Below are 20,711 nucleotides of genomic sequence, written 5' to 3'. Positions count from 1 at the left end.
GCCCGCTACTCGAACTCGACGCCGGTGATTTCGAAGCGCGCGCCGCCGTCGTCGCTCTCGCCCACGTCCACCGACCAGCCGTGGGCCTCGGCGATGCGGTCGACGATTGCCAGCCCGAACCCGGAGCCGTCGTCGGCGGTCGAGTAGCCCGGCTCGAACAGCGCCTCGCGGTCCACTTCCGGGAGGCCGGGCCCGTCGTCGGCGACGTAGAAGCCGCCCTCGGTGGTGCCGACGGTGACGGTCACGCCCTCGCCGTCGGCGGCGTCCGCTGGCTTCGTCTGGCTGCTCGTCGAACCGTGGTCTATGTCGGTCTGTGCCTGTTGTGGCTCCGGCGAACCGCGCTCGGAGCCGCTGTCGTCGGCCCCTGTCCGACTGCTCGTGGAGCCGTGCGCCACGCTGTTTCGGAGCAGGTTTTCGAGCAGTTGCAGCAGGCGCGGCCGGTCGGCGATAATCGTCACGTCCCGCTCGTCGAGGTCGGCGAAAGCGAGCGTCCCGTCGCGGCCGCCCCGAGAGACCATCTCCCAGGCGTCTTCGACCGCCTCGCGGAGCGAGACCGGGTCGGTCTCCCCGATGTCCCGCCCCTGGCGGGCCAGGAGCAACACGTCGTCGATGATGCGCTCCATCCGTTCGAGGGCGGTCGCCATCTGCTCCAAGTGGGACTCGTCGTCAGTCGAGCGGGCGAGTTGGAGTCGTCCCTGTGCCACGCCCAGGGGGCCGCGGAGGTCGTGGGAGACGACGCTGGCGAACTCGGCGAGCCGGTCGCGCTCGCGCTGGAGCTTCTGTTCCTTGCTCCGGAGGTCGGTGATGTTGCTGGCGACGCCGAACACGGCGACCGGGCTGTCGGGGTCGGACCGCTCGCCCGTGTCGTATATCGGGACCTTCTCCGAGAGGTACTGGTACGTCTCCCCGTCGACGACGATTTCTTCCTCGACTTCCAGCGGATGCCCGGTCTGGAGGACCGCGCGGTCGTTTGCCCACACCCTGTCGGCCATCTCCTCGGGGAACAGGTCGTAATCCGTCCGGCCGACGATTTTCTCGTCGGCCAGACCCGTAAGCTCCCGGTAGCCGTGGTTGACGAAGATGTACTTCCCTTCGTCGTCTTTCATGAACATCGGGGTCGTGGTGTTTTCCAGGATGGCCTCGAGCCGGCGCTCCATCACCTCCAGTTCGCGCTCGCGTTCCTTTTGTTCGGTAATGTCGTGGTGAACGCCGACCATCAGCGTGTCCCCGTCGTGCTCGACGGGCTGTCCCCGGACGGAGCCCCACCGCACGTCGCCGTCGGCGTCGATGACCCGGAACTCCCCGTCGTAGACGCTGTCCGTCTCGACCGCCTGGGTCATTTGCTCGCGGACGTCGGGGCGGTCCGCCGGGTGTATCACGTCGAACACGGCCGACAGCGTGCCGTCGAACGCCCCGGGCTCGAACCCCATCAGCCGTTCGAGCGTGTCGTTCCACGTGACCTCGTTCGTCGCACAGTTCCACTCCCAGACGCCCGTTTCGCTGGCTTCCAGGGCCAGTTGCAGTCGCTGCTCGGTCTCCTGGAGGTCCCGCTTCCGCTCGCGCTTGCCGGTGATGTCAGTCAGCGTGCACACGACGCTCTCGACGCGGCCGTCGTCGCCGAACAGCGGCGCGCCGTTGACCGAGAGCACCTTCTCCGTGCCGTCGGGCCAGCGCACCGTGTGCCGGGCGTCGTACAGGGGCTCGCCGGTTTCGAGCACCCGCCGGAACGGCAGTTCCGCATCCGGTATCGGCTCGCCGTCGAGGTCCCGAATCTCCCACTCAGGGTCGTTGTACGTCCGGTCCGTCACTTCCGACTGCGTGAGGCCGAGGACGTCGACGGCGCGCTGGTTGGCGAAGACGAACTGCCCGTCGGGGTCGAGTTGCACGACACACGACGGGACGGTCTTGAGAATCTGTTCGAGGCGGTGTCGCCGCCGCTTTGCCGCCGTCGCCGACTGCCTCGCCGCCACCGCGTTCTCGACCCGGTTCGCGAGCAGCGTGTACTGGTCCGTCCCGCCGTCTTTCTGCAGGTAGTCGGTGACGCCGGCCGAGATGGCGTCGCTCGCGACCTCCTCGCTCCCCTTGCCGGTAAACAGGATGAGCGGGAGGTCGGGGTACTCCTCCCGGACGGCTTCGAGGAACTCGATGCCGTTGCGTCCGGGCATGTCGTAGTCCGACACGATGCAGTCGAACGTCGCCGCGTCCAGCCATGCCAGCGCTTCGTCGGCGTTCGACGCCGTCTCGACGCTGAAGCGGTCGCTCTCGCGCTCCAGAAACGCGGCGGCCGTCGCCGCGAAGTCCGGCTCGTCGTCGACGTGCAGTAGCCGAATCGTGTCGCGTGTCGAAGTCATCGGGACGAATAGCTTGGTGACATCTCGGGTGGCAGGCCACTTAGCCTGTTTGGCTGTGTGTCACACGCATGGCTTGTCCCCTGGAGACGGGTCCGAACAGCCCCGCTATTCCGGCGGCTCGCCCGTCCTGTGTCAGTCGGTTCACTCGAACGCAGTCGGTCGGGACCCGGAGAACGCTTTTGCGTGTGCCGGCCGACACTCCGGCAATGCGTCGCATCTACGACTCGGGGGCGCTCCACCGCGACGACGCGGAGCCACAGGCCCCGACCGAGCGCGAGGCGCAGCCACGGGCCACGCGCAGCATCGACGGCAGGGCCTGGAGCGACCGGCTGGTGCCGACGTGGCTCCGCTATCGCGCGGTGTCCGTCGACGTCGAGGCCCCCCGGACCGCGGGAGCCGAGGTGCCGTTCGTCGTGACGATGAAGAACGCGCTGCCGGTGCCGATAACGCTCCCGACGGACTCGCCGCGACCCTGGACCTGGTACGTCGACGGGGTGCCCGAGGCGTCCCACGTCGACAGCGTGCCCGACGAGGCCGGCAGCCTCCGGTTCGACCGCGGCGAGCGAAAGCGGTTCCGGCGGCGCTGGGACCGGCTGTTCCGGGTCAGCGACGACGAGTGGGAGCCCGCGCCGGCCGGGGAGTACACCATCGGCGCGGGGCTGAGCGTGGCCGACGCCGCCGAACGCGGCCTGTACAGCGAGACGACGGTGCGTATCGGCGAGCGGTAGCGCCGCGGGAGTGGTCAGAACCCGCTCGGGGTGGGCGTCGGGGTCGGTTCGGGGGTCGGCGCTGCCGGCGTTTCGGCCGGGGTGGCGGAGCCGCCGTCGGTCACGAACCCGGCGTCCGGCGCGTCACCGCCCGGTGCCTCGCCCTCGAGGAGGAACGCGAGTAAGTTCCCGACGAACACCTCGTTGTCGGCGTCGTATATCTCGGAGCTCCGGATGAACGTCGAGTCGGTGACGAACACCATGTTGTCGTTGCGGACGACCGTCGGGTACGTGCCGGTGCGCCGCGTCTCCAGCGTCCGGGTGCCCTCGGCCGCGGTGAACGTCGTCTCGGCGTCCCCGTTCACGACCGCGTAGCCGGCGGTGTCGAAGGTTATCGTCTCGACGCCGTCGGTCAGTTCGCCGTCGCCGCTCGGCGTCGCGTAGATGGCCTTGAAGTTGTTGTCGTTGGCCGCGTCGTCGACGTTGTACAGCTGTTCGGCACCCATCCGGACGCCGTACTGCTCGGTGGCGTTGTTGGCCCCGAACGACACCGTCGTCGTCGACTGCGTGAAGCCGGTCGAGAGCTGCGTCTGCGTCGGCTCGGCGAGGACGACGACGCGCCCGCCGTCCTCGGTGTACTCCCGTAGCGCCTCGCGTTCCTCGGGCGAGAAGCTCCCGAGCGGCTGGACGACGAGCACGCCGTCGTACTGCCCCAGCGACTCGGCGAACCCGCCGGTGCCCGACGTGCCGTACTCGACGGTGTGGCCCGCCTCGAACACGGCTTCGGTAATCGGTTCGAGCTGTGACTCGGACACCTGGTTGCCGTGGCTCGTGTCGACGAGGATTCGCTTGTCCTCCCCGTCGGCGTCGACGGATATCTCCCCGTCCTCCGGGTCGACGGGGGCGTTGACCGCGTCGGGCTGGTACTGCGACGGCGACTGGCCGTCGATGGACGCGCCGTCGGGCGGCCCCGACGACCCCGGGCCGGCGACCGCGAGCAGGAACGTCCCGCCCAGTATCACGACGAGGACGACGATGAACACGGCGAGCGGTTTGACGATGCGGCCCTCAGTCATTGCGAATCACCGTCGCGTTGTCGCCCTTGGCAGGGATGCCCCAGACGGCGTAGTACTTCACCGGCTCCCGGAACGTCGTCTCGTCCTCGGAGTGGACGAGGTAGGTGACGTTGTTCGCGCCCTGGACGGTCTCGGCACCGGCGGGGACGACGATGACGTTGACCGCCGCGCCGCCGCTGCCCAGATACGTCACGTCGTAGCCGTCGCCCTCGATGTCGTCAGAGAGCGCGGCGGCCCGCTCGATGGCCAGCTCGGAGTCGCCGATGCGGTCGGCGAAGCCGTTCTCGGTCGCCCGTGCGCCGAGGTACGTGTTCCCGTTGGCGACCTCCTCGCGGGAGAGCGACAGCTGGTCGCCCCGGTGGCGCATGACCGTCCCGACGAACGAGCGCTGGAGCACCTCGATGTCCTCGCGGAGGCCGTCCTTGCTCACCTGGGCCTTGTCCGGGCCCGAGCGGACGAACGTCTCGCCTTGCTGCTCGGTCTGCTCGATGAGGCTCAGCGGCGCCTGGACGATGACGCCGATGCTGCCGACGTTGGAACTCGGCTTGACGACGATTTCGTCGGTCGGGACGATGCCGTAGTAGCCCCCGGAGGCGGCCGTCCCCTCGACGTAGGCGACGACCGGCATCTCGCTTGCGGTCCGGTTCACCGCGAGGTAGAACTCCTCGCTTGAGTCGACCGGCCCGCCGGGGCTGTCGACCCGGAGGACGACCGCCTCGATGGATTCGTTGGTGCGCGCCTCGCGGAGGTCCTGCCTGACGGCGTTGACGTTGGCGTCGGTCGTCCCGCCCCGCAGGGTGACGACGGCGACGCTCGGGTCGTCGTCCCCGCCGCTCGGCACGCCGTTCCAGACGACCGGCGCGAATATCGCGGCGACGACGAGGGCGAGCGTGACCGCGACCACGTACGACGCCGTCATCGCCGAGAAGACTTGTTCTCTGCCAAACATCTATACGGTCCGTTCGGACTGAAAGAGTAATAAACCCCGGCCGCGCCCTGACGCAGTCCGGCGCGGGCAACCAACGATTATTGGTCTCCGGATCGTGCGGTCCGTATGGAGACTCGAGTACTGGGCGAGACTGGACAGGAGAGCACGGTACTGACGTTCGGCACGATAGCACTCAACTGGCTCGAACAGGAGGGCGCGAACCAGATGGTCGAGCTCGTGTTGGACCACGGGGTCAACCACTTCGACGTGGCACCGGCCTACGGCGACGCGGAGCTGAAACTGGGGCCGAAGCTCCGGCAGTACCGCGAGGACATCTTCCTAGGCTGTAAGACCCAGGAACGCGAGTACGAGGGGGCCGCGCGGAAAATCGACCGGTCGCTCGACCGGCTGGGCGTCGACACAATCGACCTCTACCAGATTCACGGCCTGGAGTACGAGTCGGAACTGGACACCATCACCGGCGACGGCGGCGCGCTGGAGGCGATACGGGAGGCGAGAGACGACGGGAAAATCGACCACATCGGGCTGACCAGCCACGGCGACCCCGGGCTCATCCTCGACGCCGTCGACCGCATCGACGACCTGGAGACGGTGATGTTCCCGCTGAACCCCGTCGTCGCCGGCAAGGACGACGGCGAGTACGACTACGAGGCCGTGTTAGAACGGTGTGAGGCGGAGGGCATCGGCACGCTCGGCATCAAGGCCTTCGCCAAGGGGTCGTGGCCGCCGACCGACGAACTGGCAGAGGCCGACCGCCCGTACGCGAACTGGTACGAGCCGGTCGACACGCCGGAGGTCATCCGCGAGCGGTTCGACTTCGCCGCCGCCCAGGGCCTCGATACCGTCGTCAGCCCCGGCGACCCGAAGCTCGTGAAGATGGTGCTCGACGCCGCCAGCCGCTCGGAGGGGATGGACGAGGCCCGTCAGCGCGCACTCATCGAGGAGGCCCGTCACGACGACAGCCCGGTGCCCGAGCAACTGCACCACTGAGCGTGGACGGCGTTCCGGAGACGGTGACAGCCGCGCTCGCCGACCGGCAGGTCGAGGGACGGGTCTGTCTCGAAGCCGGGGCCGGCGTCGGCAACACGACGGCGGGCCTGCTGGCCGCGGGCGCGGAGCGGGTGTACGCGGTGACGAACGACGCCGACCACGCCGCGGCGGTCCGCGACCGCGTCGGCGACGGGACCGCCGACCGACTCGCCGTCGTCGAGGCGGACCTCCGGGCGACGCCGCTTGCGACCGACAGCGTCGACCTCGTCACCGCCCACGGACTCTGCAACGTCCTGGCGCCGACCGACCTGGACGCCGTCGCGGCCGAACTGGCGCGGGTCGCAAAGCCCGGCGGCGGCCTCGTCGTCGACGACTACGCGGTACCGCCCGCCGATGCGGCCGTCACCCGGCTGTTCGCGCTGGAGAACGCCGCCGCGCGGGCGGTCGACGGCCGGCCGGCGCTGACGTTCTACCCGCCCGCCGTGCTGGCCGCCGTCTTCGCCGACCACGGCTGGACCGTCGAACGCAACGAGACGCTGCTGGACCCGGTGCCCTGGACCGCGGCGCATCTGGACGCCCACGCCGGGGTGGTGCGTGCGTACGCCGCGGGGCTTCCGGATTCGCTCGGGGAGCCACTGGCCGCGATGGCCGACGATTTGGTCTCGGCTATCGGCTCCGAGCGGACCGGCCGGATGTACAGTCTCGCGTTCCGGCTCGATGGGTGAGTCGTGTGAGCGTTTCGTGAGCGGAGTTCGAAGGGCACACCGACCCGGACGAACAGACACAACTGTGCCTGGCAACCGAACGGCTAAGGAAGCCCCGGCCCACGTGCCGGTATGTCACTCGACAGACTCTCGCAGTTCGACGCCGACCCGGACGCGGGCGAGGTCATCGACGGGGAACTGGCCGTGACCGACGACGTGCTGGTGAAGGCGTTCGCGCTCGGACCGGACGCGAGAATCGAGCCGCACGAACACGACGGCGCGACGAACGTGTTCCACGTCGTCCGGGGAGCGGTGACGGTCCAGCAGGACGACACAGCGGAGACAATCGCCGCGCCGGGAGTCGTGTTGAACGAGCGCGGGCAAGCGCACGGCGCGCACAACCACACCGACGAGGTGGCCGTCCTGACGGCGAGCCTCTGTCCGCTTCCGGGGCAGTAGCGGGTCGCCGCAGTCCCGGGTAACTGTTTCCGCATCAGGCTTATGAGCGTTACACTTCACTGATATGTATGACCCAACCACTGCCGACGAACAGGCTTCGCCAGACGGTCGAGAGCGGCGGCGTCGCGCTGGGCGTCCTCGATAACACCTACAGTCCGGCGCTGGTGGAGTTCTACGGCGACCTCGGCGTCGACTTCGTCTGGCTCGACTTCGAGCACGGCGGGCCGGACCCGTGGGACGCCACCGCCGTCGAGGACCTGCTGCGGGCGGCCGACGGGACCGGGACGGAGCTTCTGGTTCGCCTGCCGGACACGTCCCCGACGCTGGTTCGGAAGGCGCTCGACCTCGGTGTCAAGAACCTCTTCCTGCCGCGGGTCGAGACCGCCGAGGAAGTGCGCGAGGCGGTCAAGTCGGGGCGGTTCCGCTACGACGGCGGGGCCGGCGACCGGGGACTGGCCGCGCCCCGGGCGCGCCGCTGGGGCCTGGGCGAGAACTACGTCGAGGCGTCGGACGCGGAGACGCTGGTCGGGACCACAATCGAGACCCGCGAGGCGGTCGAGAACATCGACGCCATCCTGGACGTGCCCGAACTCGGTTTCGTGTTCATCGGCCCCTTCGACCTCTCGGTGTCGCTTGGCCATCCCGGCGAAATCGACCACCCGGAGGTACAGGACGCGGTGGAGACGGTCCGCTCGGCGGCGGTCGAGGCGGGCGTCACCGTCGGCGGTCTCGGCTTCGGGATGGACGACGTAAACGAGAAGGCCGAGTCGGGGTATCAGATACTGCACGTCGGGAGCACGACCGGCGCGATACAGACCGTCGTGCGCGAGTGGCTAGAAGCGTTCGAAGGCGAGCGACACTGAGAGCGGTGGCCGGCGTGGTCAGGCGCTCGCGCCGGGTTCGGCGCTGCCGGCCGCGTCGACGGCGCTGTCGTCGAGTTCCGCTTCGGCTTCCAGCAGTTCGCGGTAGCGCTCGCGGATGGTGACGGTGCTGATGTCGGTGGCCTCGCTGACCGTCTCCTGGGTCATCTCCTCGCCGAGCAGCAGGCCGGCGGCGTAGATGGCCGCGGCGGCGAGGCCGACGGGGCTCTTGCCGCTGTGGACGTTGGCTTCCTTGCCGGCTTCGATGAGGGTGCGGGCCTTGCGCTCCAGTTCGTCGTCAGCGTCGAGTTCGGAGACGAACTTGCTGAGGTAGGTCGCGGGGTCCGGCGGGCCGACCTGCAGGGAGAGTTCGCGGTTGAGATAGCGGTACGCACGGGTGAACTCCATCTCGTCGACGCGGCTGACGACGGCCATGTCGTCGAGCGTCTGCGGGAGGTTCGCCTGCCTGACGGCGGCGTACAGCGCGGCGGTCGCCATCCCCTCGATGGAGCGGCCGGGGAGCATGCCCTCGTCGAGGGCGCGCCGATAGATGACGCTGGCCGTCTCGCGGGCGCTCTCGGGGACGCCGAGGGCGCTGCCCATCCGGTCAATCTCGCCCAGCGCCTGCTTGAGGTTGCGCTCGGCGTGGTCGCGGGTGCGGAACCGCTCGTCCCAGGTCCGGAGCCGTTGCATCTTCTCGCGCTGGCGCGTCGACAGGGAGTTGCCGTAGGCGTCCTTGTCCTGCCAGCCGATGTTCGTCGAGAGGCCCTTGTCGTGTTTCAGTTCCGTCGTCGGGGCACCGACGCGGCGCTTGGCGTCCCGCTCCTGGCTGTCGAAGGCGCGCCACTCCGGCCCGTGGTCGATTTCGTCCTCGTCGACGACGAGACCGCACGACTCGCAGACGGTCTCGCCGCGACTGTCGTCGGTGACGAGGCTCCCGCCACAGTCCGGACAAGCGTGGCCGGTGCTCGCCTCGGACTCGGCCTGTTCGTCCACACTCTCACCGCGTTCGTCGGGGGAATAGATGCTGCGTGTCGTCATAGTGTGTTTGCGAGCGTGGGGCCCGCGGTCGTACCCAATTGTAGGGGTGCATCCCCCATGACGACTCGTTTGGCGTATGCCAAAGTCCGGTCGGCCGCCGCGTCGCCTACACGCCCGAGCGGCCGATGCGGAGCCGCCCGCCCTCGGCGACGTCCTCGTCGGCCTGGACCGGCCCCATCGACCGGGTGACGAACGAGCGGACTATCCACGCCTCGGCCCGCTGGAGGCGGTACTGGAGCGTCGAGCGCGACACGTCGAGCGTCTCGGCGAGTTCGGTGAGCGAGGTGTCCCGCGGCGTCCGGTAGTAGCCGTGTTCGACGGCGGCCTCGACGGCGGCCTGTTGCTCGGGCGGCAGTTCCGCCAGCGTCACGGCCTCGTCGACCCAGTAGGACGGCGAGCTGAGCTGGCGGAATTCGACGGTCAGTCCCTCCCGGAGCTCGGACTGCATCTCGTCGAACAGCCCGTCGACGCCGGCGTCGCTACAGAGGAGCAGCCGCCACTCACACCGGCTGCCGCGGCGCTCTGTCTCGACGAGCACGCCGCGGCCGACGTGGTCGATGGCCAGCCGCGGAATCGAGTGGCAGTCGCCGGCCTCCGACCGGTAACTGTACACCGTCCGGACGCCGGGGTCCGAGCCGATGACCTCGTAGGTCCAGTCGGTCTTGCAGTTCCGGGTCCCGATGCACTCGGTACACTGGACCGGGTCGTCGTACACGTCGTCCAGTTGTTCAAGGGCGGCCTCGGGCCCGGCGACCCGTTCGAGCCGCCACATCCCGTCTTTGGTGACGTTACACGCGATAGTCCGGGAGTGGGTCTCCGGGTAGTCGATAAACACGTCCATCACGGGGTCGACGTTTCGCTCGTAATCGATAGTAAAGATGAACTCTCGCACGTATACCCCCTTGCGCGCCGAGCCGTTTATACGCACGGTGTCGTTCGGCGCATGCCAAACCAGCCGTGATTATCACGGACGGCGACAGTACGAACATGTCGTGCTCGCTCCCTCCATCTCCCGGCGAGTCCCCCGGTGGCTCCGTCACCGGCGGGACGCCCGCCGACCCTCCATCGCGACGACGTGGCTACGAACTCCCGGCGCACAACTGGCGACACACCGTCATCTACGGAGTGGTGTTCTGGACGGTCGTGGCCGCGGCGTGGCTCGCCGTCCCGGCCGGCCACCCGTTCCAGTTGGGCGTCACGCTGTCCGGGTTGTTCGCGGCCCCGCTGTTGCCGGTCGCGCTCTGGTGTGACTACCGCCAGGCCCGGCGGGTCGGCACGTGTGACCCCGGTCCCCGGGCGTACCTCTCGAACCTCGTCCGTGACATCACCACCGCGGCCACCGGCCGGAGCGCTCTCGGCGACCAGCGCCGGGAGTTTCTCCGGTGTTGAGACCGCTTACGCGGCCGTCTGCTGGGCCCGTGCCTCGTCGAGCCAGTCCGGGTCGGGGACATCGGTCGACCCGACGCCGGTGACCTCGTAGCGCCACTCGACGGCGACCGTCTCGCCGTCGTCGGTCTCGCCGGTCAGCGTCCAGGCCGTCTGGCGCGCCAGCCCGTCCCCGTCGACCAGTATCACGACGGTGAAGTCGGTCACGGTCACGTTCCCGCCGGACCCGAACGCGCCGGCACCGAACTGCCGCCAGGTCGAGAGCTCCGAGTACTCGTAGCGGTCCACCGTGACGCCGTCGAAGGTCTCCGTCCCAACCAGGCGGGCGTCGTCGACGGACTCGTAGCTGAGCGTCCCGCGGTCGACGGCCGACTGGAAGGCGGTGTCGTCCTGTGGCCGGACCTGGTAGAACGCCTCGCCGTCGGTCTCGTACCGCGTGTAGGCCGAGCCGTCGGCGACGAACGTCTCGAAGTCGGTCGTGGCGTCCGGTCCGGACATCGAGAACGTCTCCAGCGAGCGGTTCGCCCGCAGGTCCACGCGGTAGGCGTTCGTTATCGTGGCCGTCTCGTCGGCTTCCGTCGTCGAGTACGACCACGTCGCGGTGAAACTGCCCGCGTCACGCAGGAGCTGGTCCGTCGCCTCGACCGAGAGGCCGTCGCGGTCCGCCGGAGCGGCCCCGCCGTCGCCCGCGTCGTTCCCGTCGTCCGCCGCCGGGTCCACGCCGACACAGCCGGCGAAGACGACCAGCGACACCACCAACACAGTGAGTAACCTCGCTGTCATGTCTGAGAGGAAGCTGTCACGGGAGATAAGCTAGTACGGTTGCCACGACGCGGGGGCTCGCGCGCTCGTACAGCCAGCCGGCGTCCGGCCCGCCCTACAGCCAGTCGGTGTCCGGGTCGATGCGGTCCGGCGGCGTCTCGCCGGCCAGCGCAGCCCCGACGTTCGCGGCGACGGCGTCGTTCAGGTCGTCGCGGGCCTCCTCGGAGTACCACGCCGCGTGTGGCGTGACGACGCAGTTGTCCAGCCCGACCAGCGGGTGGTCCGCCGCCGGCGGTTCCTCGGCCAGCACGTCGAGGCCGGCGGCCGCGATTTCGCCGTCCTCAAGCGCCGTCCGGAGCGCTGCCTCGTCGACGAGCCCGCCACGGCCGCTGTTGACGAGAATCGCCCGGTCGCGCATCGCGGCGAGCGCGTCGGCGTCTATCATCCCCGCCGTCTCCTCGGTCAGCGGCGCGTGGAGGGAGACGTAGTCGGCCCGCTCGTACAGTTCCTCAAGGGTGACTTTCTCGACGTCCGCCGCGACCATCTCCGTGGCGTCGACGTAGGGATCGTACGCGACGACGTCGAGGTCGAAGCCCCGCAGCTGGTCCCGCACCCGCCGCGCGATTGGGCCGAAGGAGACGAGGCCGAGCGTCCGGCCGCGGACTCGGTGGACCGGGCGGGTCCGCTCCCAGCCCCAGCCGCCGTCGCGGACGTCGCGGTCGTAGGCGGTGAGCGTCCGCACGCAGTCGAGCAGCAGCGTCACCGTGTGGGTGGCGACCTCGTCCGTGCAGTACTCGGGGACGTTCGTGACGGTCACGCCGTTGTCCGCCGCCGCGGCCACGTCGATGTTGTCGATACCGACGCCCGCCCTCGCGACGACCTGTAGCTCGTCCAGCACGTCGAGCACCGCGGCGGTGACCGGCGTGTTCACGTCGACGACCAGCGCCGCCGCCCCGGCGGCCGCGTCCCGGAGCGCCGCCTCGGAGCCGGTCTCCGCCGCGACGACCTCGGCGTCGAGGGCCGTCCGCAGTCGGTCGACATCAATCATCGGGTCATCGCTCGCGACCACACGTTCCATATCCGGGGTGAGGGACTGGGACGCTAAAACGGGTCGAAGTCGTTCCCACCGGATAGGAATTCGAGGTCGATGATAGATTGCGTACGTCGACGGCGGGCCGTCGCCGGGGCGCGGTCCGAGCGCGGTGATTTAAGCCGCTCGGTCGCCAACCCAGCCGTATGCAAATCGAGCTGCGGTTTTTCGCCAACTTCCGGGAAGCCGTAGGACAGAAGACGCTGCGGCGCGAGTTCGAGGACGGACAGCGGGCCGGCGACGTGCTCCGGGCCCTCTCCGAGGAGTTCGCCGAGATGGACCTGTTCGAGGAGGGGGAGCTGCGGGAGTACCTGACGATTCTCCGGAACGGCACGGACATCACCCATCTGGACGGGCTGGAGACGGCCCTGGAGGACGGGGACGAACTCAGCGTGTTCCCGCCGGTCGCCGGTGGGTAGGCCCGGCTCAGCAACAGAAGATGAACGGGAACATCAGCCCGACGCGGTCGCCGGCCGCCAGCTCCGTGTCCAAGCCGTCGAGGTGCTCGTTGAACTCACCGTTGACCGCCACCCGCGCGTAACATCTGGTCTGTTCGCCCTCGGGGTTTTTCGCCCAGTCGCCGGGCAGGTCCGTCATCTCCGGGGCCCATCCCTCCGTGGTGGCGTCGGCTTCGGTTTCAGCGATGAGCATATCGCTCACGTCGTACTCCCGGAAGAAGGCGTCGAGGAAGTCACGCAGCGTGTCGCCTTCGAAGGGAAACGACAGCGACGGTTCGCCGACGACCCGACGGACGTGGCCGGTGCACCTGACTTCGACGGTGGTCAGGTCCGGCGCGGACGCCTGCCGTTCCAGTGTCTCACTGCTCATACTCACGGTAGGGCTCGCCGCCACAAAGCAGTAGAGGCGAACATGTTCACCCATCTCGAGGATTTATCTGCTGCGAACCACGTGTAGCAGTATGGACCACATCGAACTCGGGATTCCGTCGGGAATCGTCGAGTCGCTGCCGCCGGACAGCGAGGACACCAAACGCGATATGGAACAGGCCGTCGGCGGCTGGGAGCGGGAACTCAACGCCGCCCTCGACTCGGCGGAGCCGGCCAGCGCCGTCGTCGACCACATCGAGCAGTTCGAGAGCCGGTGGGAGGCCTACGACGAGTACGTCGTCGAACTCCGCGCCTGGGGCCAGTCGCCCATCTACGCGATGGCCTGGCGCGACCTCCACGCCGCCGTCATCGCCCAGATATACGACCACGAGGACTTAGACGAGCGCATCAACCGCGAGCGCAACGCCCGCATCGTCGACGACGGCATCCGGTCCAGCCAGGCTAGCGACCGTCGATAGGTTTAGACGACCGCACCCGTAACGGAGACGTAATGGAGCGTGAACGGAGTTTTCGCGGTATCTCGGTGCGGGCTGCTATCGGGTACCTGGAGAACCTGGGCGGCGAACGCCGCGGCGAGGCGACCGTCGAGGGCGACGGCTGGACGGCGACGCTCTCCGAGGAGAAAGTCGCCATCGGCCCGAGCCTGCAACTCAACGAGGTGACGATTCGGTTCGACGGCGACCCGGAGACCCTGGAGCCGCTCATCGAACAGTTCGCACAGAAGGCGATGCGGGCGGGCGGCTGACCGGGGTCGATGGCCGACCCGACCTACCCCATCGAGGGGCAGATAGTCCTGCTGGCCGGCACGCAGGCCAGCGTCCCGCTGGACCGCCTCCCCGACCTGCTGGAACGGGTCCAGACGTATCTCCGGGAGAACCGCGCGACCTACGACAGGGAGTACGAGCGCATCAGCGGCCCCAGGGAGGCCGACTACCTCTGTGCCGAGTCGGGCCACTGGGACGCTATCGGCGAGGCGCTCGGGCTGGGCGACCGCGAGCGGGACGCGGTGCGGCGGGCCCACGTCGCCCAGTTCGAGCGCGACGGCCGGCGGCTGGACAGAAGCGAGGAGTTCGAGGCCACGCTGGAAATCAGGGACGTGCTGGCGGTCAGTTCCGCACCGTAATCGTCTCCAGCACGCGTTGGGAGAAATCCGTCTCCGAGAGGTCGCCGTTCTCGAGTTCGTCAATCCACTCGCTGTCGACCGACCACTCGCCGAGTTCGGTGTCTTCGAGGTCTGTCACGGTCGCCTCGATGTCGATTCCGGACCAGTCGTCGGCGTGGAGGTCCCGGAAGACGTTGATGACGCGACCGATTTCGCGGTGGGGGATGACGGCCGCCTCGTCGGCCGAAATCGATTCGTACGTGAGCCGGTACGTGTCGCCCTCGTCGGCGAAGTCGGTGACGTAGACGCCGTGGCTGGTCAGTCGGGACTCGACCTGGAATTCGAAGTCGTCGATGTCGTCCTTGCGCATTCGAAAATTGGAGTCGGCAGTCGGCGCTGTCTCAGTCGTCGCTCGGTGCCGCCGCGCCGCCGGAACTGACGCCGGTTCCGGGGCCGATGTCGATGCCGAGTTCGTCGAGTTTCTCGTCGGTGACGACGCCGTTCTCCCAGTCGCGCACCTCGTAGTACTCGTCTTTCATCTTCGAGAGCTCCGCGAGTTCACCTTCGGAGCCGCCCTGGGCCGGAATCGCGTGTTCGTCACCCTCGACGAACCGGTTGGGCAGGTCGTCGTCGGAGCCGTCGAAGCCGGCGAGGTTGTTGTAGTACCGTTCGAGGTTGTAGACGCGCTCGCCGGCCTCCATCAGTTCCTCCTCGCTCACGTCCAGCCCCGTCATGCCGTTGTACTGCAGGACGTACTCCTCGATACCCTCCGCGAAGGCGTTGAACTTGCAGATGTCGAAGGAGTCGCTGATGGCGTGCAGGTCCTGGAAGGTGGCGCACAGCTCGCCTTTGCCCTCCCACTCCCGCGGGTCGACCTTCTCCGGGATGCCGAGAATCTCCGCCGCGGGCGTGTACCCGCGCAGGTGACACGCCCCGCGGTTCGAGGTGGCGTAGCCGATTGCCATCCCCTTCATGCAGCGCGGGTCGTAGGCGGCCATCGTCTGACCCTTGACCGCGAGGGAGTTGGTGTGGGCGTCGAACTCCTCGGCGAGGTGGTCCGGCCCCTCGGCGAGGTGGTCCGCGAGCTCCGTCTCGCGGTGGGCAATCATGTCTATCATGTCTATCATCGTGTCGGCGTCGCCCCAGTCGATGCCGTCGCCGAGGTCGTCGAACTTGCCCTCCTCGGTCATCTCCATGGCCATCGCCATGGTGTTGCCGACGTCGATTGTGTCGACCCCGACGTCGTTACACCGTTCGAGCATCACGGCTATCTTGTCGCGCTCGACGTGGCCGGAGTTGGGGCCGAGCGCCCACGCGGATTCGTACTCGTAGGACTCCGTGCGGACGTTCATCTCCTCGCCCTTGTGCATCGCCTGGACTTCGACCTCCTTCTTGCAGGCGACCGGACAGGAGTGACAGGTCGGCTCGTCGACCAGGATGTTCTCCCGGACGTTCTCGCCGGAGACGTTCTCCGAGTCGATGATACGCTCGCCGTCGCCCTCGGCCTCCGAGTACGACCGCGTCGAGGAGTACCGCGCGTTCTTCGTCGGGAGCCCGTCCATCTCCTCGGTGAGGTTCATCAGGACGTTGGTGCCGTACATCGAGAGCCCGCCCTCGTTGGGCGCGGTCACGTCGGACTCCTGGATGACCTGCATCGCCTGCTTGTGACCCTCCTGGAACGTCTCCTGGTCTTTCGGCTTCGGCATCCGGGTGTTGGACTTGACGACGACGGCCTTGAGGTTCTTGTTGCCCATCACACAGCCGGTGCCACCGCGGCCCGACGCGCGGTCGTCCTCGTTGACGATGCAGGCGTACTTGACCTCGTTCTCGCCGCCCGGCCCGATGGCCATCACGGAGAGGTTCTTGCCCAGCGAACCGCCCTCGATTTCGGCTTCGAGGTCGTCGATGGTGTCGTGGATGCCCTGGCCCCAGAGGTTGGACGCGTCGCGCAGTTTCACTTCGCCGTCTTCGACGAGGGCGTACACCGGCTCGTCGGCCTGCCCCTCGAACAGCAGTCCGTCGAAGCCCGACCACTTCAGCCGCGCCCCCGACCAGCCGCCGTGGTGGGAGTCAGTGACCGTGCCCGTCAGCGGCGACTTCGTACAGATGGCGATGCGACCGCTCATCGTCACCTGCGTCCCCGTCAGCGGGCCGTTCATGAACGCGAGCAGGTTCTCCGGCCCCAGCGGGTCGACGTCCGGCCCCTGGTCGAAGACGTACTTCACGCCGAGTCCGCGCGCACCGATGTACTTTTTCGCGTCCTCCTCGTCGATACCCTCGTAGGCGACGTTCCCGTCCCCGAGGTCGATTCGCGCCACGTGGTCCTGGAAGCCACCAAGGTCTGTCATGGTAATACGTGACTCTGGGGCTGGGAACAACTTAACCATTTGTGTTGCAATATTGCAAGTATCCGAGGGGTCTGCCGGTTCTATCCCCCGCGTGACCGGCTCACAACCGCGAGTCCGGTCCGAACGGTTTAAGCGTCCGAACGGCAAACTCCGGGTAACTCGCTGGACGACGGGCACCAGCGGGCACCTGCGTGTGCAGGTCGGGATGTGAGTCGCGGGACGCGACTTGAACCACGCAACGCCCGTGGTGAACACATATGGCACGAAGCGCATATTCGTACATTCGAGACGCCTGGAAGAACCCAGGTGACGGACAGCTCGCTGAACTGCAGTGGCAGCGCCAGCAGGAGTGGCGTGACGAAGGGGCCGTCGAGCGCATCGAGCGCCCGACCCGCCTCGACAAGGCCCGCGCACAGGGGTACAAGGCGAAACAGGGCGTCGTCGTCGCCCGCGTCTCCGTCCGCAAGGGCAGCGCACGCAAGCAGCGACACAAGGCCGGTCGCCGCTCCAAGCGCCAGGGCGTCACGCGCATCACCCGCCGGAAGGACATCCAGCGCGTCGCCGAGGAACGCGCCTCCCGTACCTTCCCGAACCTGCGCGTGCTCAACAGCTACTCCGTCGGCCAGGACGGCCGCCAGAAGTGGCACGAAGTCATCCTCATCGACCCGAACCACCCGGCCATCCAGAACGACGACGACCTGTCGTGGATATGTGCCGACGACCAGGCCGACCGCGCCTTCCGCGGCCTGACCGGTGCCGGCCGCCGCAACCGCGGCCTCGGCAAGAAGGGCAAGGGTAGCGAGAAGACCCGTCCGTCGCTGCGCAGCAACGGCGGCAAGGGCAAGTAACGCCGACGCGGCCGTTTTTGTCCAGTTACGACGCGCTCGCTAGCCGGTGGCGTCGCCAGATTCTGGTACTCCGCGTCTAACTGTACCCATCATTAATGGACGAATGGACTATTATGTATGAAAAGTTTATACGCTCGGGCGATAAAGAGAGAGTTAATGAGAAAACCACAACTCAAACTGTTGTCCGAAGACCTGAAGAAGTGGCTTGGCAAGAAGTTCAAGCGGTCCACGGGACTGGACGCGGCCGACGACCGGTCCACCGCCCTGCGACTGCTCCCGCCGGGCGGGTTCTGAGCGGCCGTCGAATCGGAATGGGACCGCTGGCGCGTTTTTCTCCGAAGTCCCGGTAACGCACCTGCTCCTGTAGTCCGGACGGACTACGCCCAGATGCCCTGCTCCTGTGCGGCCCGGACGGGCTACGCCCAGATGCCCTGCTCTCTATCCATCACTGTCACGACCACCACGTGGGGGAGCGTGACGACGGCGATGAACACCAGATAGAGCGCGACCCACTCCGGGACAGACGCAGGTGGGTTCGGGACCAGGAAGTACAGGCCGCCGAGCAGAGCGAGTGAGGCGGCGGTCAGGGGGGCGGCGTCGCGAGCGAATCGGGCCAGCGCCGCCGCTGGGTCGCGGTTTGCGAGCGCGGCAGTGGCGTCGTCGTCGACCAGAAGCAGGCGAACGACGTGGCGCAGCGAGTGCCAGAGACAGAAGTACACGCCGATGGCGAGCACCGGCGGGACGAGCGCGAAGTACGCGAGCAGACCCAGCGTCTCGCCGGCGTCGAGCAGCCACGGCCGGCGGGCGTCGGCGCGGGCGAAGCCCACAGCTAGCGTAACCACGACGAGCGCGCCGTAGGCGACGGCGAGTCCAGTTCGCACGTCCGTCCGGAACGCCCACGCGATGGCGGCCGCGGCGTCGGGCGCGAACAGCGACACCAGGTCCGTGGCGACGCGGCGGTACCACTCGGGGAACGCGAGCAACGGGACCAGCATCGGCAGGCCGCCCCGGACGAGGACGGCCCCGACTCGCTGGGGGCGCGAGCGGAGGTGGTCGGCGTCGGCCAGCGCGAGAAGCGCGTACAGGTCGCCCTGGCCCCAGTGGAACCACGTCACCGCGATGAACAGGACGAACGCCGCCGCGGGCGCGAGGAACCAGACGAGGGCGTAGGCCCCGCCGACGACGCCGTAGAGCGCGAACACGCGGGCGATGGCGCGCCAGCCCGGGCGCTGGCCGCGGGTGCGGGCGACCGCGAGGTGGTCGACCGCGCCGTGGGGCAGCCCGAGCAGGACGACGCTGACGACCAGCGGGCCGTACTGGAGCGGGGGCGGTACCGGGAGTCCGGCGAGGAAGGGCGCGACGGCGGCGGCGCTGGCGACCCAGCCGGGGACCAGCGCGACCCGGCGACGGACTGCCGACCCGACGGCGGTGTGGTGGTTCAGTTCCATCTGTCGACGAGCCAGACGTAGAGCACGACCCCCTGGACGACGAACAGTGTCGTCAGGAAGAAGAAGACGGCCTCTTCTATCGGCAGGCCGAGCAGGGGAATCACGTATCCGGTCGTGAACTGGTCCGAGAGGGTCCAGACGCCGAGCCGGATGGCGACGCTGTCGATACCACAGAGGTAGGCCGTCGGGGCGAGCGTCGCGCCGACGACGGTCCGCCACTCGGCGACGAGGAACCGCCACCCGAACAGCCACTGGATGGCGAGAATCGGCCCGCTCCAGACCAGCAGGGACCCGAGGTACAGCCCCGAGTCCGAGCGCAGGAGCGCGAGGCCGACCAGGACGACGACCAGCGCAGCGGCGAACCCGACGAGCCGCGTCCGCAGCGGCGTGGCCAGCGGGCGCTCCGTGTCCACCCGAAACCGGGCCACCCACAGCCCGACCATCGCGGTCTGCAGGACGAAAAAGAGGTACTCGCCGAGGGGAATCGACCAGAACCGCACCAGGACGGCCCCGTCGCCGTACCACCAGACGCCGTGCCGGATGAGCGCGCCGTCCCACGGCGTCGTGTAGACGAGGGCCAGTCCCGTCAGGATGGCCGTCCCAGTGAGGGTGTCCCGGCGGCTTCCGAGGCGGTAAGTGGCCGTCAGTGCCAGTCCAGCCACGACAGGGACCACGAACAGCGCGTGGAACTGGAGGTACGTGAGCGTGGGCACCATCGGTTCAGCGGGCCGACGCCCGACGGGGAGCCGTCATCCACGCCACGCGGGTTGGCCGTGGCCGTGTGCGTCCGTCGGCGTCTCGCCCGGCCCGCGTTCGGAGACCGCGCTCACGGTGTAGAACGTCGCTTCGGGGTCGCCGTTGCGCCGCCAGTGCCACCACGTGCGGGCGAGGAGCCACAGCCGACGGCGGCGGGTGAGCTCCGGCGTCGCCGTCAGCACGTCGTAGCCGCGGTCGCGGATGAGCCGGTGGTGGTCGGCGTACAGGACCGCGGCGAGCAACACGCCGAACTGGCAGTCCTCCGGCAGGTACCGGATGCCGGCGACCCCCTCGCGGTACAGTTCGTCGGTCCGGGCCAGTTCCTCCTGCATCACGGCGCGGAAGGCGTCGTCGACCTCGGCGTCGGCCAGTTGTTGCTCGGTGACGCCGTGGCGCTCCAGGGTCTCCTGTGGCAGGTACACCCGCCCGTAGTCGTGGATGTCCTCGCGGACGTCCCGCAGGAAGTTCGAGAGCTGGAAGGCTTCGGCCAGCGCCGTCGCGTGGGGCAGGGCTTCGGCCTTCTGTGGCGGGTCCATCACCTCGGTCATCATGTGGCCGACGGCGACGGCGGAGCCGCGCATGTACTCCCGGAGGTCCTCGAAGGTCTCGTAGCGGGCCTGTGCGATGTCCATCTCCATCGCGTCGATGAAGACGTTTATCGTCTCCTCGGAGATGTCGTGGCGGTCGGCGTGGTCCTGAAACGCCGCCAGAACCGCCTCGTGGTCGGTCTCGGCCGGGTCGACGTTCCCGAGCGCGGCCTCTCGAATCACCTCCAGTTGCTCGTGCTGGACGGTCGGCGGCGGTCCATCCGTCCGGTCGACGACCTCGTCCGCGACCCGGAAGAACGCGTACATCACGTAGGTCGGGTGGCGGATACGCTCCGGGAGCAGCCGCGTCGCGAGGTGGAACGTCCGTCCGGTCTCCTGCTGTATCGATTTGCTGGTTTGGATGTTGTCGGAGTGCATTGAAAGCTATCGGGCGGTCAT

The 20,711-nt window shown here is 68.4% G+C and carries 25 protein-coding genes; 12 read left to right on the top strand and 13 right to left on the bottom strand.

Features of this window, described 5'->3' with window-relative positions; translation table 11 throughout:
• Positions 1–5 precede the first annotated feature (5 nt).
• A complete protein-coding gene (locus VI123_RS04085) occupies positions 6–2,351 on the bottom strand; it encodes a PAS domain S-box protein (protein WP_336336779.1) in 2,346 nt (781 codons plus the stop codon).
• A 206-nt stretch (positions 2,352–2,557) separates the two neighbouring features.
• On the opposite strand from VI123_RS04085, the gene VI123_RS04080 reads away from it, so the two are divergent.
• On the top strand, positions 2,558–3,079 hold the full coding sequence (locus VI123_RS04080; RefSeq protein WP_336336778.1) for a hypothetical protein: 522 nt from the start codon (positions 2,558–2,560) through the stop codon (positions 3,077–3,079).
• Between the two features lie 14 nt (positions 3,080–3,093).
• Here VI123_RS04080 and VI123_RS04075 read toward each other — a convergent pair whose 3' ends face one another.
• Positions 3,094–4,134, bottom strand: a complete 1,041-nt coding sequence (locus tag VI123_RS04075; protein ID WP_336336777.1) for a DUF4350 domain-containing protein — start codon at positions 4,132–4,134, stop codon at positions 3,094–3,096.
• A complete protein-coding gene (locus VI123_RS04070; protein ID WP_336336776.1) occupies positions 4,127–5,083 on the bottom strand; it encodes a S49 family peptidase in 957 nt (318 codons plus the stop codon). The genes VI123_RS04075 and VI123_RS04070 overlap by 8 nt, the downstream gene beginning before the upstream one ends.
• A 105-nt stretch (positions 5,084–5,188) precedes the next feature.
• On the opposite strand from VI123_RS04070, the gene VI123_RS04065 reads away from it, so the two are divergent.
• From VI123_RS04065 to VI123_RS04050, 4 genes are all read left to right on the top strand, one after another.
• Complete coding sequence (locus VI123_RS04065) at positions 5,189–6,073, top strand: aldo/keto reductase (RefSeq protein WP_336336775.1); 885 nt, start codon at positions 5,189–5,191, stop codon at positions 6,071–6,073.
• Positions 6,070–6,798, top strand: a complete 729-nt coding sequence (locus VI123_RS04060) for a class I SAM-dependent methyltransferase (RefSeq protein WP_336337373.1) — start codon at positions 6,070–6,072, stop codon at positions 6,796–6,798. Before VI123_RS04065 ends, VI123_RS04060 begins: the two co-directional genes overlap by 4 nt.
• Positions 6,799–6,909: 111 nt before the next feature.
• A complete protein-coding gene (locus VI123_RS04055; RefSeq protein WP_336336774.1) occupies positions 6,910–7,236 on the top strand; it encodes a cupin domain-containing protein in 327 nt (108 codons plus the stop codon).
• Between the two features lie 68 nt (positions 7,237–7,304).
• The gene (locus tag VI123_RS04050; RefSeq protein ID WP_336336773.1) at positions 7,305–8,099 is read left to right on the top strand and encodes an HpcH/HpaI aldolase family protein; all 795 of its coding nucleotides are present in this window, start codon (positions 7,305–7,307) and stop codon (positions 8,097–8,099) included.
• Between the two features lie 18 nt (positions 8,100–8,117).
• Here the strand turns inward: VI123_RS04050 and VI123_RS04045 are convergent, their stop codons facing one another.
• Both VI123_RS04045 and VI123_RS04040 read right to left on the bottom strand, forming a co-directional pair.
• On the bottom strand, positions 8,118–9,137 hold the full coding sequence (locus VI123_RS04045) for a transcription initiation factor IIB (protein WP_336336772.1): 1,020 nt from the start codon (positions 9,135–9,137) through the stop codon (positions 8,118–8,120).
• Between the two features lie 106 nt (positions 9,138–9,243).
• Positions 9,244–10,029, bottom strand: a complete 786-nt coding sequence (locus tag VI123_RS04040; RefSeq protein ID WP_336336771.1) for a helix-turn-helix domain-containing protein — start codon at positions 10,027–10,029, stop codon at positions 9,244–9,246.
• A 95-nt stretch (positions 10,030–10,124) separates the two neighbouring features.
• On the opposite strand from VI123_RS04040, the gene VI123_RS04035 reads away from it, so the two are divergent.
• Entirely contained in the window at positions 10,125–10,526 is a 402-nt protein-coding gene (locus VI123_RS04035; RefSeq protein WP_336336770.1) for a hypothetical protein, read from the top strand.
• A 6-nt stretch (positions 10,527–10,532) separates the two neighbouring features.
• Here VI123_RS04035 and VI123_RS04030 read toward each other — a convergent pair whose 3' ends face one another.
• Both VI123_RS04030 and VI123_RS04025 read right to left on the bottom strand, forming a co-directional pair.
• Positions 10,533–11,306 carry a DUF7537 family lipoprotein gene (locus VI123_RS04030; RefSeq protein WP_336336769.1) on the bottom strand — a complete coding sequence of 258 codons (774 nt, stop codon included), beginning with the start codon at positions 11,304–11,306 and terminating at the stop codon, positions 10,533–10,535.
• Between the two features lie 94 nt (positions 11,307–11,400).
• Positions 11,401–12,363, bottom strand: a complete 963-nt coding sequence (locus VI123_RS04025) for a C-terminal binding protein (protein ID WP_336336768.1) — start codon at positions 12,361–12,363, stop codon at positions 11,401–11,403.
• Positions 12,364–12,521: 158 nt separating this feature from the next.
• On the opposite strand from VI123_RS04025, the gene VI123_RS04020 reads away from it, so the two are divergent.
• Positions 12,522–12,794 carry a ubiquitin-like small modifier protein 1 gene (locus VI123_RS04020; RefSeq protein ID WP_336336767.1) on the top strand — a complete coding sequence of 91 codons (273 nt, stop codon included), beginning with the start codon at positions 12,522–12,524 and terminating at the stop codon, positions 12,792–12,794.
• A gap of 7 nt (positions 12,795–12,801) precedes the next feature.
• On the opposite strand, the gene VI123_RS04015 is transcribed toward VI123_RS04020, so the two are convergent.
• Positions 12,802–13,203, bottom strand: a complete 402-nt coding sequence (locus tag VI123_RS04015) for a ubiquitin family protein (RefSeq protein WP_336336766.1) — start codon at positions 13,201–13,203, stop codon at positions 12,802–12,804.
• 91 nt (positions 13,204–13,294) lie between these two features.
• Between VI123_RS04015 and VI123_RS04010 the strand changes: the two genes are divergently transcribed.
• Genes VI123_RS04010 through VI123_RS04000 form a run of 3 tightly spaced genes read left to right on the top strand, consistent with a single transcriptional unit; the run spans position 13,295 to position 14,346 of the window.
• Complete coding sequence (locus tag VI123_RS04010; RefSeq protein WP_336336765.1) at positions 13,295–13,681, top strand: hypothetical protein; 387 nt, start codon at positions 13,295–13,297, stop codon at positions 13,679–13,681.
• A 32-nt stretch (positions 13,682–13,713) separates the two neighbouring features.
• Positions 13,714–13,968: a hypothetical protein gene (locus VI123_RS04005; RefSeq protein WP_336336764.1), complete on the top strand. Its 255-nt coding sequence runs from the start codon at positions 13,714–13,716 to the stop codon at positions 13,966–13,968.
• A gap of 9 nt (positions 13,969–13,977) precedes the next feature.
• Complete coding sequence (locus tag VI123_RS04000; protein ID WP_336336763.1) at positions 13,978–14,346, top strand: hypothetical protein; 369 nt, start codon at positions 13,978–13,980, stop codon at positions 14,344–14,346.
• On the opposite strand, the gene VI123_RS03995 is transcribed toward VI123_RS04000, so the two are convergent.
• Together VI123_RS03995 and VI123_RS03990 are read right to left on the bottom strand one after the other, a co-directional pair.
• Positions 14,330–14,695 (bottom strand): hypothetical protein, encoded by a 366-nt coding sequence (locus tag VI123_RS03995; protein ID WP_336336762.1) that lies wholly within the window; start codon positions 14,693–14,695, stop codon positions 14,330–14,332. The two genes, VI123_RS04000 and VI123_RS03995, sit on opposite strands and share 17 nt — an antisense overlap.
• A 31-nt stretch (positions 14,696–14,726) precedes the next feature.
• Positions 14,727–16,673 carry an aldehyde ferredoxin oxidoreductase family protein gene (locus tag VI123_RS03990; protein ID WP_336336761.1) on the bottom strand — a complete coding sequence of 649 codons (1,947 nt, stop codon included), beginning with the start codon at positions 16,671–16,673 and terminating at the stop codon, positions 14,727–14,729.
• 257 nt (positions 16,674–16,930) lie between these two features.
• On the opposite strand from VI123_RS03990, the gene VI123_RS03985 reads away from it, so the two are divergent.
• Together VI123_RS03985 and VI123_RS03980 are read left to right on the top strand one after the other, a co-directional pair.
• On the top strand, positions 16,931–17,521 hold the full coding sequence (locus VI123_RS03985; RefSeq protein ID WP_336336760.1) for a 50S ribosomal protein L15e: 591 nt from the start codon (positions 16,931–16,933) through the stop codon (positions 17,519–17,521).
• A 156-nt stretch (positions 17,522–17,677) separates the two neighbouring features.
• Complete coding sequence (locus tag VI123_RS03980; protein ID WP_336336759.1) at positions 17,678–17,815, top strand: hypothetical protein; 138 nt, start codon at positions 17,678–17,680, stop codon at positions 17,813–17,815.
• 122 nt (positions 17,816–17,937) lie between these two features.
• Here VI123_RS03980 and VI123_RS03975 read toward each other — a convergent pair whose 3' ends face one another.
• From VI123_RS03975 to VI123_RS03965, 3 genes are read right to left on the bottom strand one after another with little or no spacing between them, the layout of a single operon-like run.
• Complete coding sequence (locus VI123_RS03975; protein WP_336336758.1) at positions 17,938–18,969, bottom strand: Brp/Blh family beta-carotene 15,15'-dioxygenase; 1,032 nt, start codon at positions 18,967–18,969, stop codon at positions 17,938–17,940.
• Positions 18,960–19,685 carry a lycopene cyclase domain-containing protein gene (locus tag VI123_RS03970; protein ID WP_336336757.1) on the bottom strand — a complete coding sequence of 242 codons (726 nt, stop codon included), beginning with the start codon at positions 19,683–19,685 and terminating at the stop codon, positions 18,960–18,962. Before VI123_RS03970 ends, VI123_RS03975 begins: the two co-directional genes overlap by 10 nt.
• Positions 19,686–19,718: 33 nt before the next feature.
• Positions 19,719–20,690 (bottom strand): phytoene/squalene synthase family protein, encoded by a 972-nt coding sequence (locus tag VI123_RS03965; RefSeq protein ID WP_336336756.1) that lies wholly within the window; start codon positions 20,688–20,690, stop codon positions 19,719–19,721.
• Positions 20,691–20,711 lie beyond the last annotated feature (21 nt).

The sequence above is a fragment of the Haloarcula sp. DT43 genome (assembly GCF_037078405.1).
GTDB lineage: Archaea > Halobacteriota > Halobacteria > Halobacteriales > Haloarculaceae > Haloarcula > Haloarcula brevis.
This window is presented reverse-complemented; position numbering and strand designations above follow the sequence as displayed.

Coding starts and splice junctions, on each gene's coding strand:
- VI123_RS04085 (WP_336336779.1), bottom strand. CDS start 2,351: ATGACTTCGACACGCGACACGATTCGGCTACTGCACGTCGACGACGAG.
- VI123_RS04080 (WP_336336778.1), top strand. CDS start 2,558: ATGCGTCGCATCTACGACTCGGGGGCGCTCCACCGCGACGACGCGGAG.
- VI123_RS04075 (WP_336336777.1), bottom strand. CDS start 4,134: ATGACTGAGGGCCGCATCGTCAAACCGCTCGCCGTGTTCATCGTCGTC.
- VI123_RS04070 (WP_336336776.1), bottom strand. CDS start 5,083: ATGTTTGGCAGAGAACAAGTCTTCTCGGCGATGACGGCGTCGTACGTG.
- VI123_RS04065 (WP_336336775.1), top strand. CDS start 5,189: ATGGAGACTCGAGTACTGGGCGAGACTGGACAGGAGAGCACGGTACTG.
- VI123_RS04055 (WP_336336774.1), top strand. CDS start 6,910: ATGTCACTCGACAGACTCTCGCAGTTCGACGCCGACCCGGACGCGGGC.
- VI123_RS04050 (WP_336336773.1), top strand. CDS start 7,305: ATGACCCAACCACTGCCGACGAACAGGCTTCGCCAGACGGTCGAGAGC.
- VI123_RS04045 (WP_336336772.1), bottom strand. CDS start 9,137: ATGACGACACGCAGCATCTATTCCCCCGACGAACGCGGTGAGAGTGTG.
- VI123_RS04035 (WP_336336770.1), top strand. CDS start 10,125: ATGTCGTGCTCGCTCCCTCCATCTCCCGGCGAGTCCCCCGGTGGCTCC.
- VI123_RS04030 (WP_336336769.1), bottom strand. CDS start 11,306: ATGACAGCGAGGTTACTCACTGTGTTGGTGGTGTCGCTGGTCGTCTTC.
- VI123_RS04025 (WP_336336768.1), bottom strand. CDS start 12,363: ATGGAACGTGTGGTCGCGAGCGATGACCCGATGATTGATGTCGACCGA.
- VI123_RS04020 (WP_336336767.1), top strand. CDS start 12,522: ATGCAAATCGAGCTGCGGTTTTTCGCCAACTTCCGGGAAGCCGTAGGA.
- VI123_RS04015 (WP_336336766.1), bottom strand. CDS start 13,203: ATGAGCAGTGAGACACTGGAACGGCAGGCGTCCGCGCCGGACCTGACC.
- VI123_RS04010 (WP_336336765.1), top strand. CDS start 13,295: ATGGACCACATCGAACTCGGGATTCCGTCGGGAATCGTCGAGTCGCTG.
- VI123_RS04005 (WP_336336764.1), top strand. CDS start 13,714: ATGGAGCGTGAACGGAGTTTTCGCGGTATCTCGGTGCGGGCTGCTATC.
- VI123_RS04000 (WP_336336763.1), top strand. CDS start 13,978: ATGGCCGACCCGACCTACCCCATCGAGGGGCAGATAGTCCTGCTGGCC.
- VI123_RS03995 (WP_336336762.1), bottom strand. CDS start 14,695: ATGCGCAAGGACGACATCGACGACTTCGAATTCCAGGTCGAGTCCCGA.
- VI123_RS03990 (WP_336336761.1), bottom strand. CDS start 16,673: ATGACAGACCTTGGTGGCTTCCAGGACCACGTGGCGCGAATCGACCTC.
- VI123_RS03985 (WP_336336760.1), top strand. CDS start 16,931: ATGGCACGAAGCGCATATTCGTACATTCGAGACGCCTGGAAGAACCCA.
- VI123_RS03980 (WP_336336759.1), top strand. CDS start 17,678: ATGAGAAAACCACAACTCAAACTGTTGTCCGAAGACCTGAAGAAGTGG.
- VI123_RS03975 (WP_336336758.1), bottom strand. CDS start 18,969: ATGGAACTGAACCACCACACCGCCGTCGGGTCGGCAGTCCGTCGCCGG.
- VI123_RS03970 (WP_336336757.1), bottom strand. CDS start 19,685: ATGGTGCCCACGCTCACGTACCTCCAGTTCCACGCGCTGTTCGTGGTC.
- VI123_RS03965 (WP_336336756.1), bottom strand. CDS start 20,690: ATGCACTCCGACAACATCCAAACCAGCAAATCGATACAGCAGGAGACC.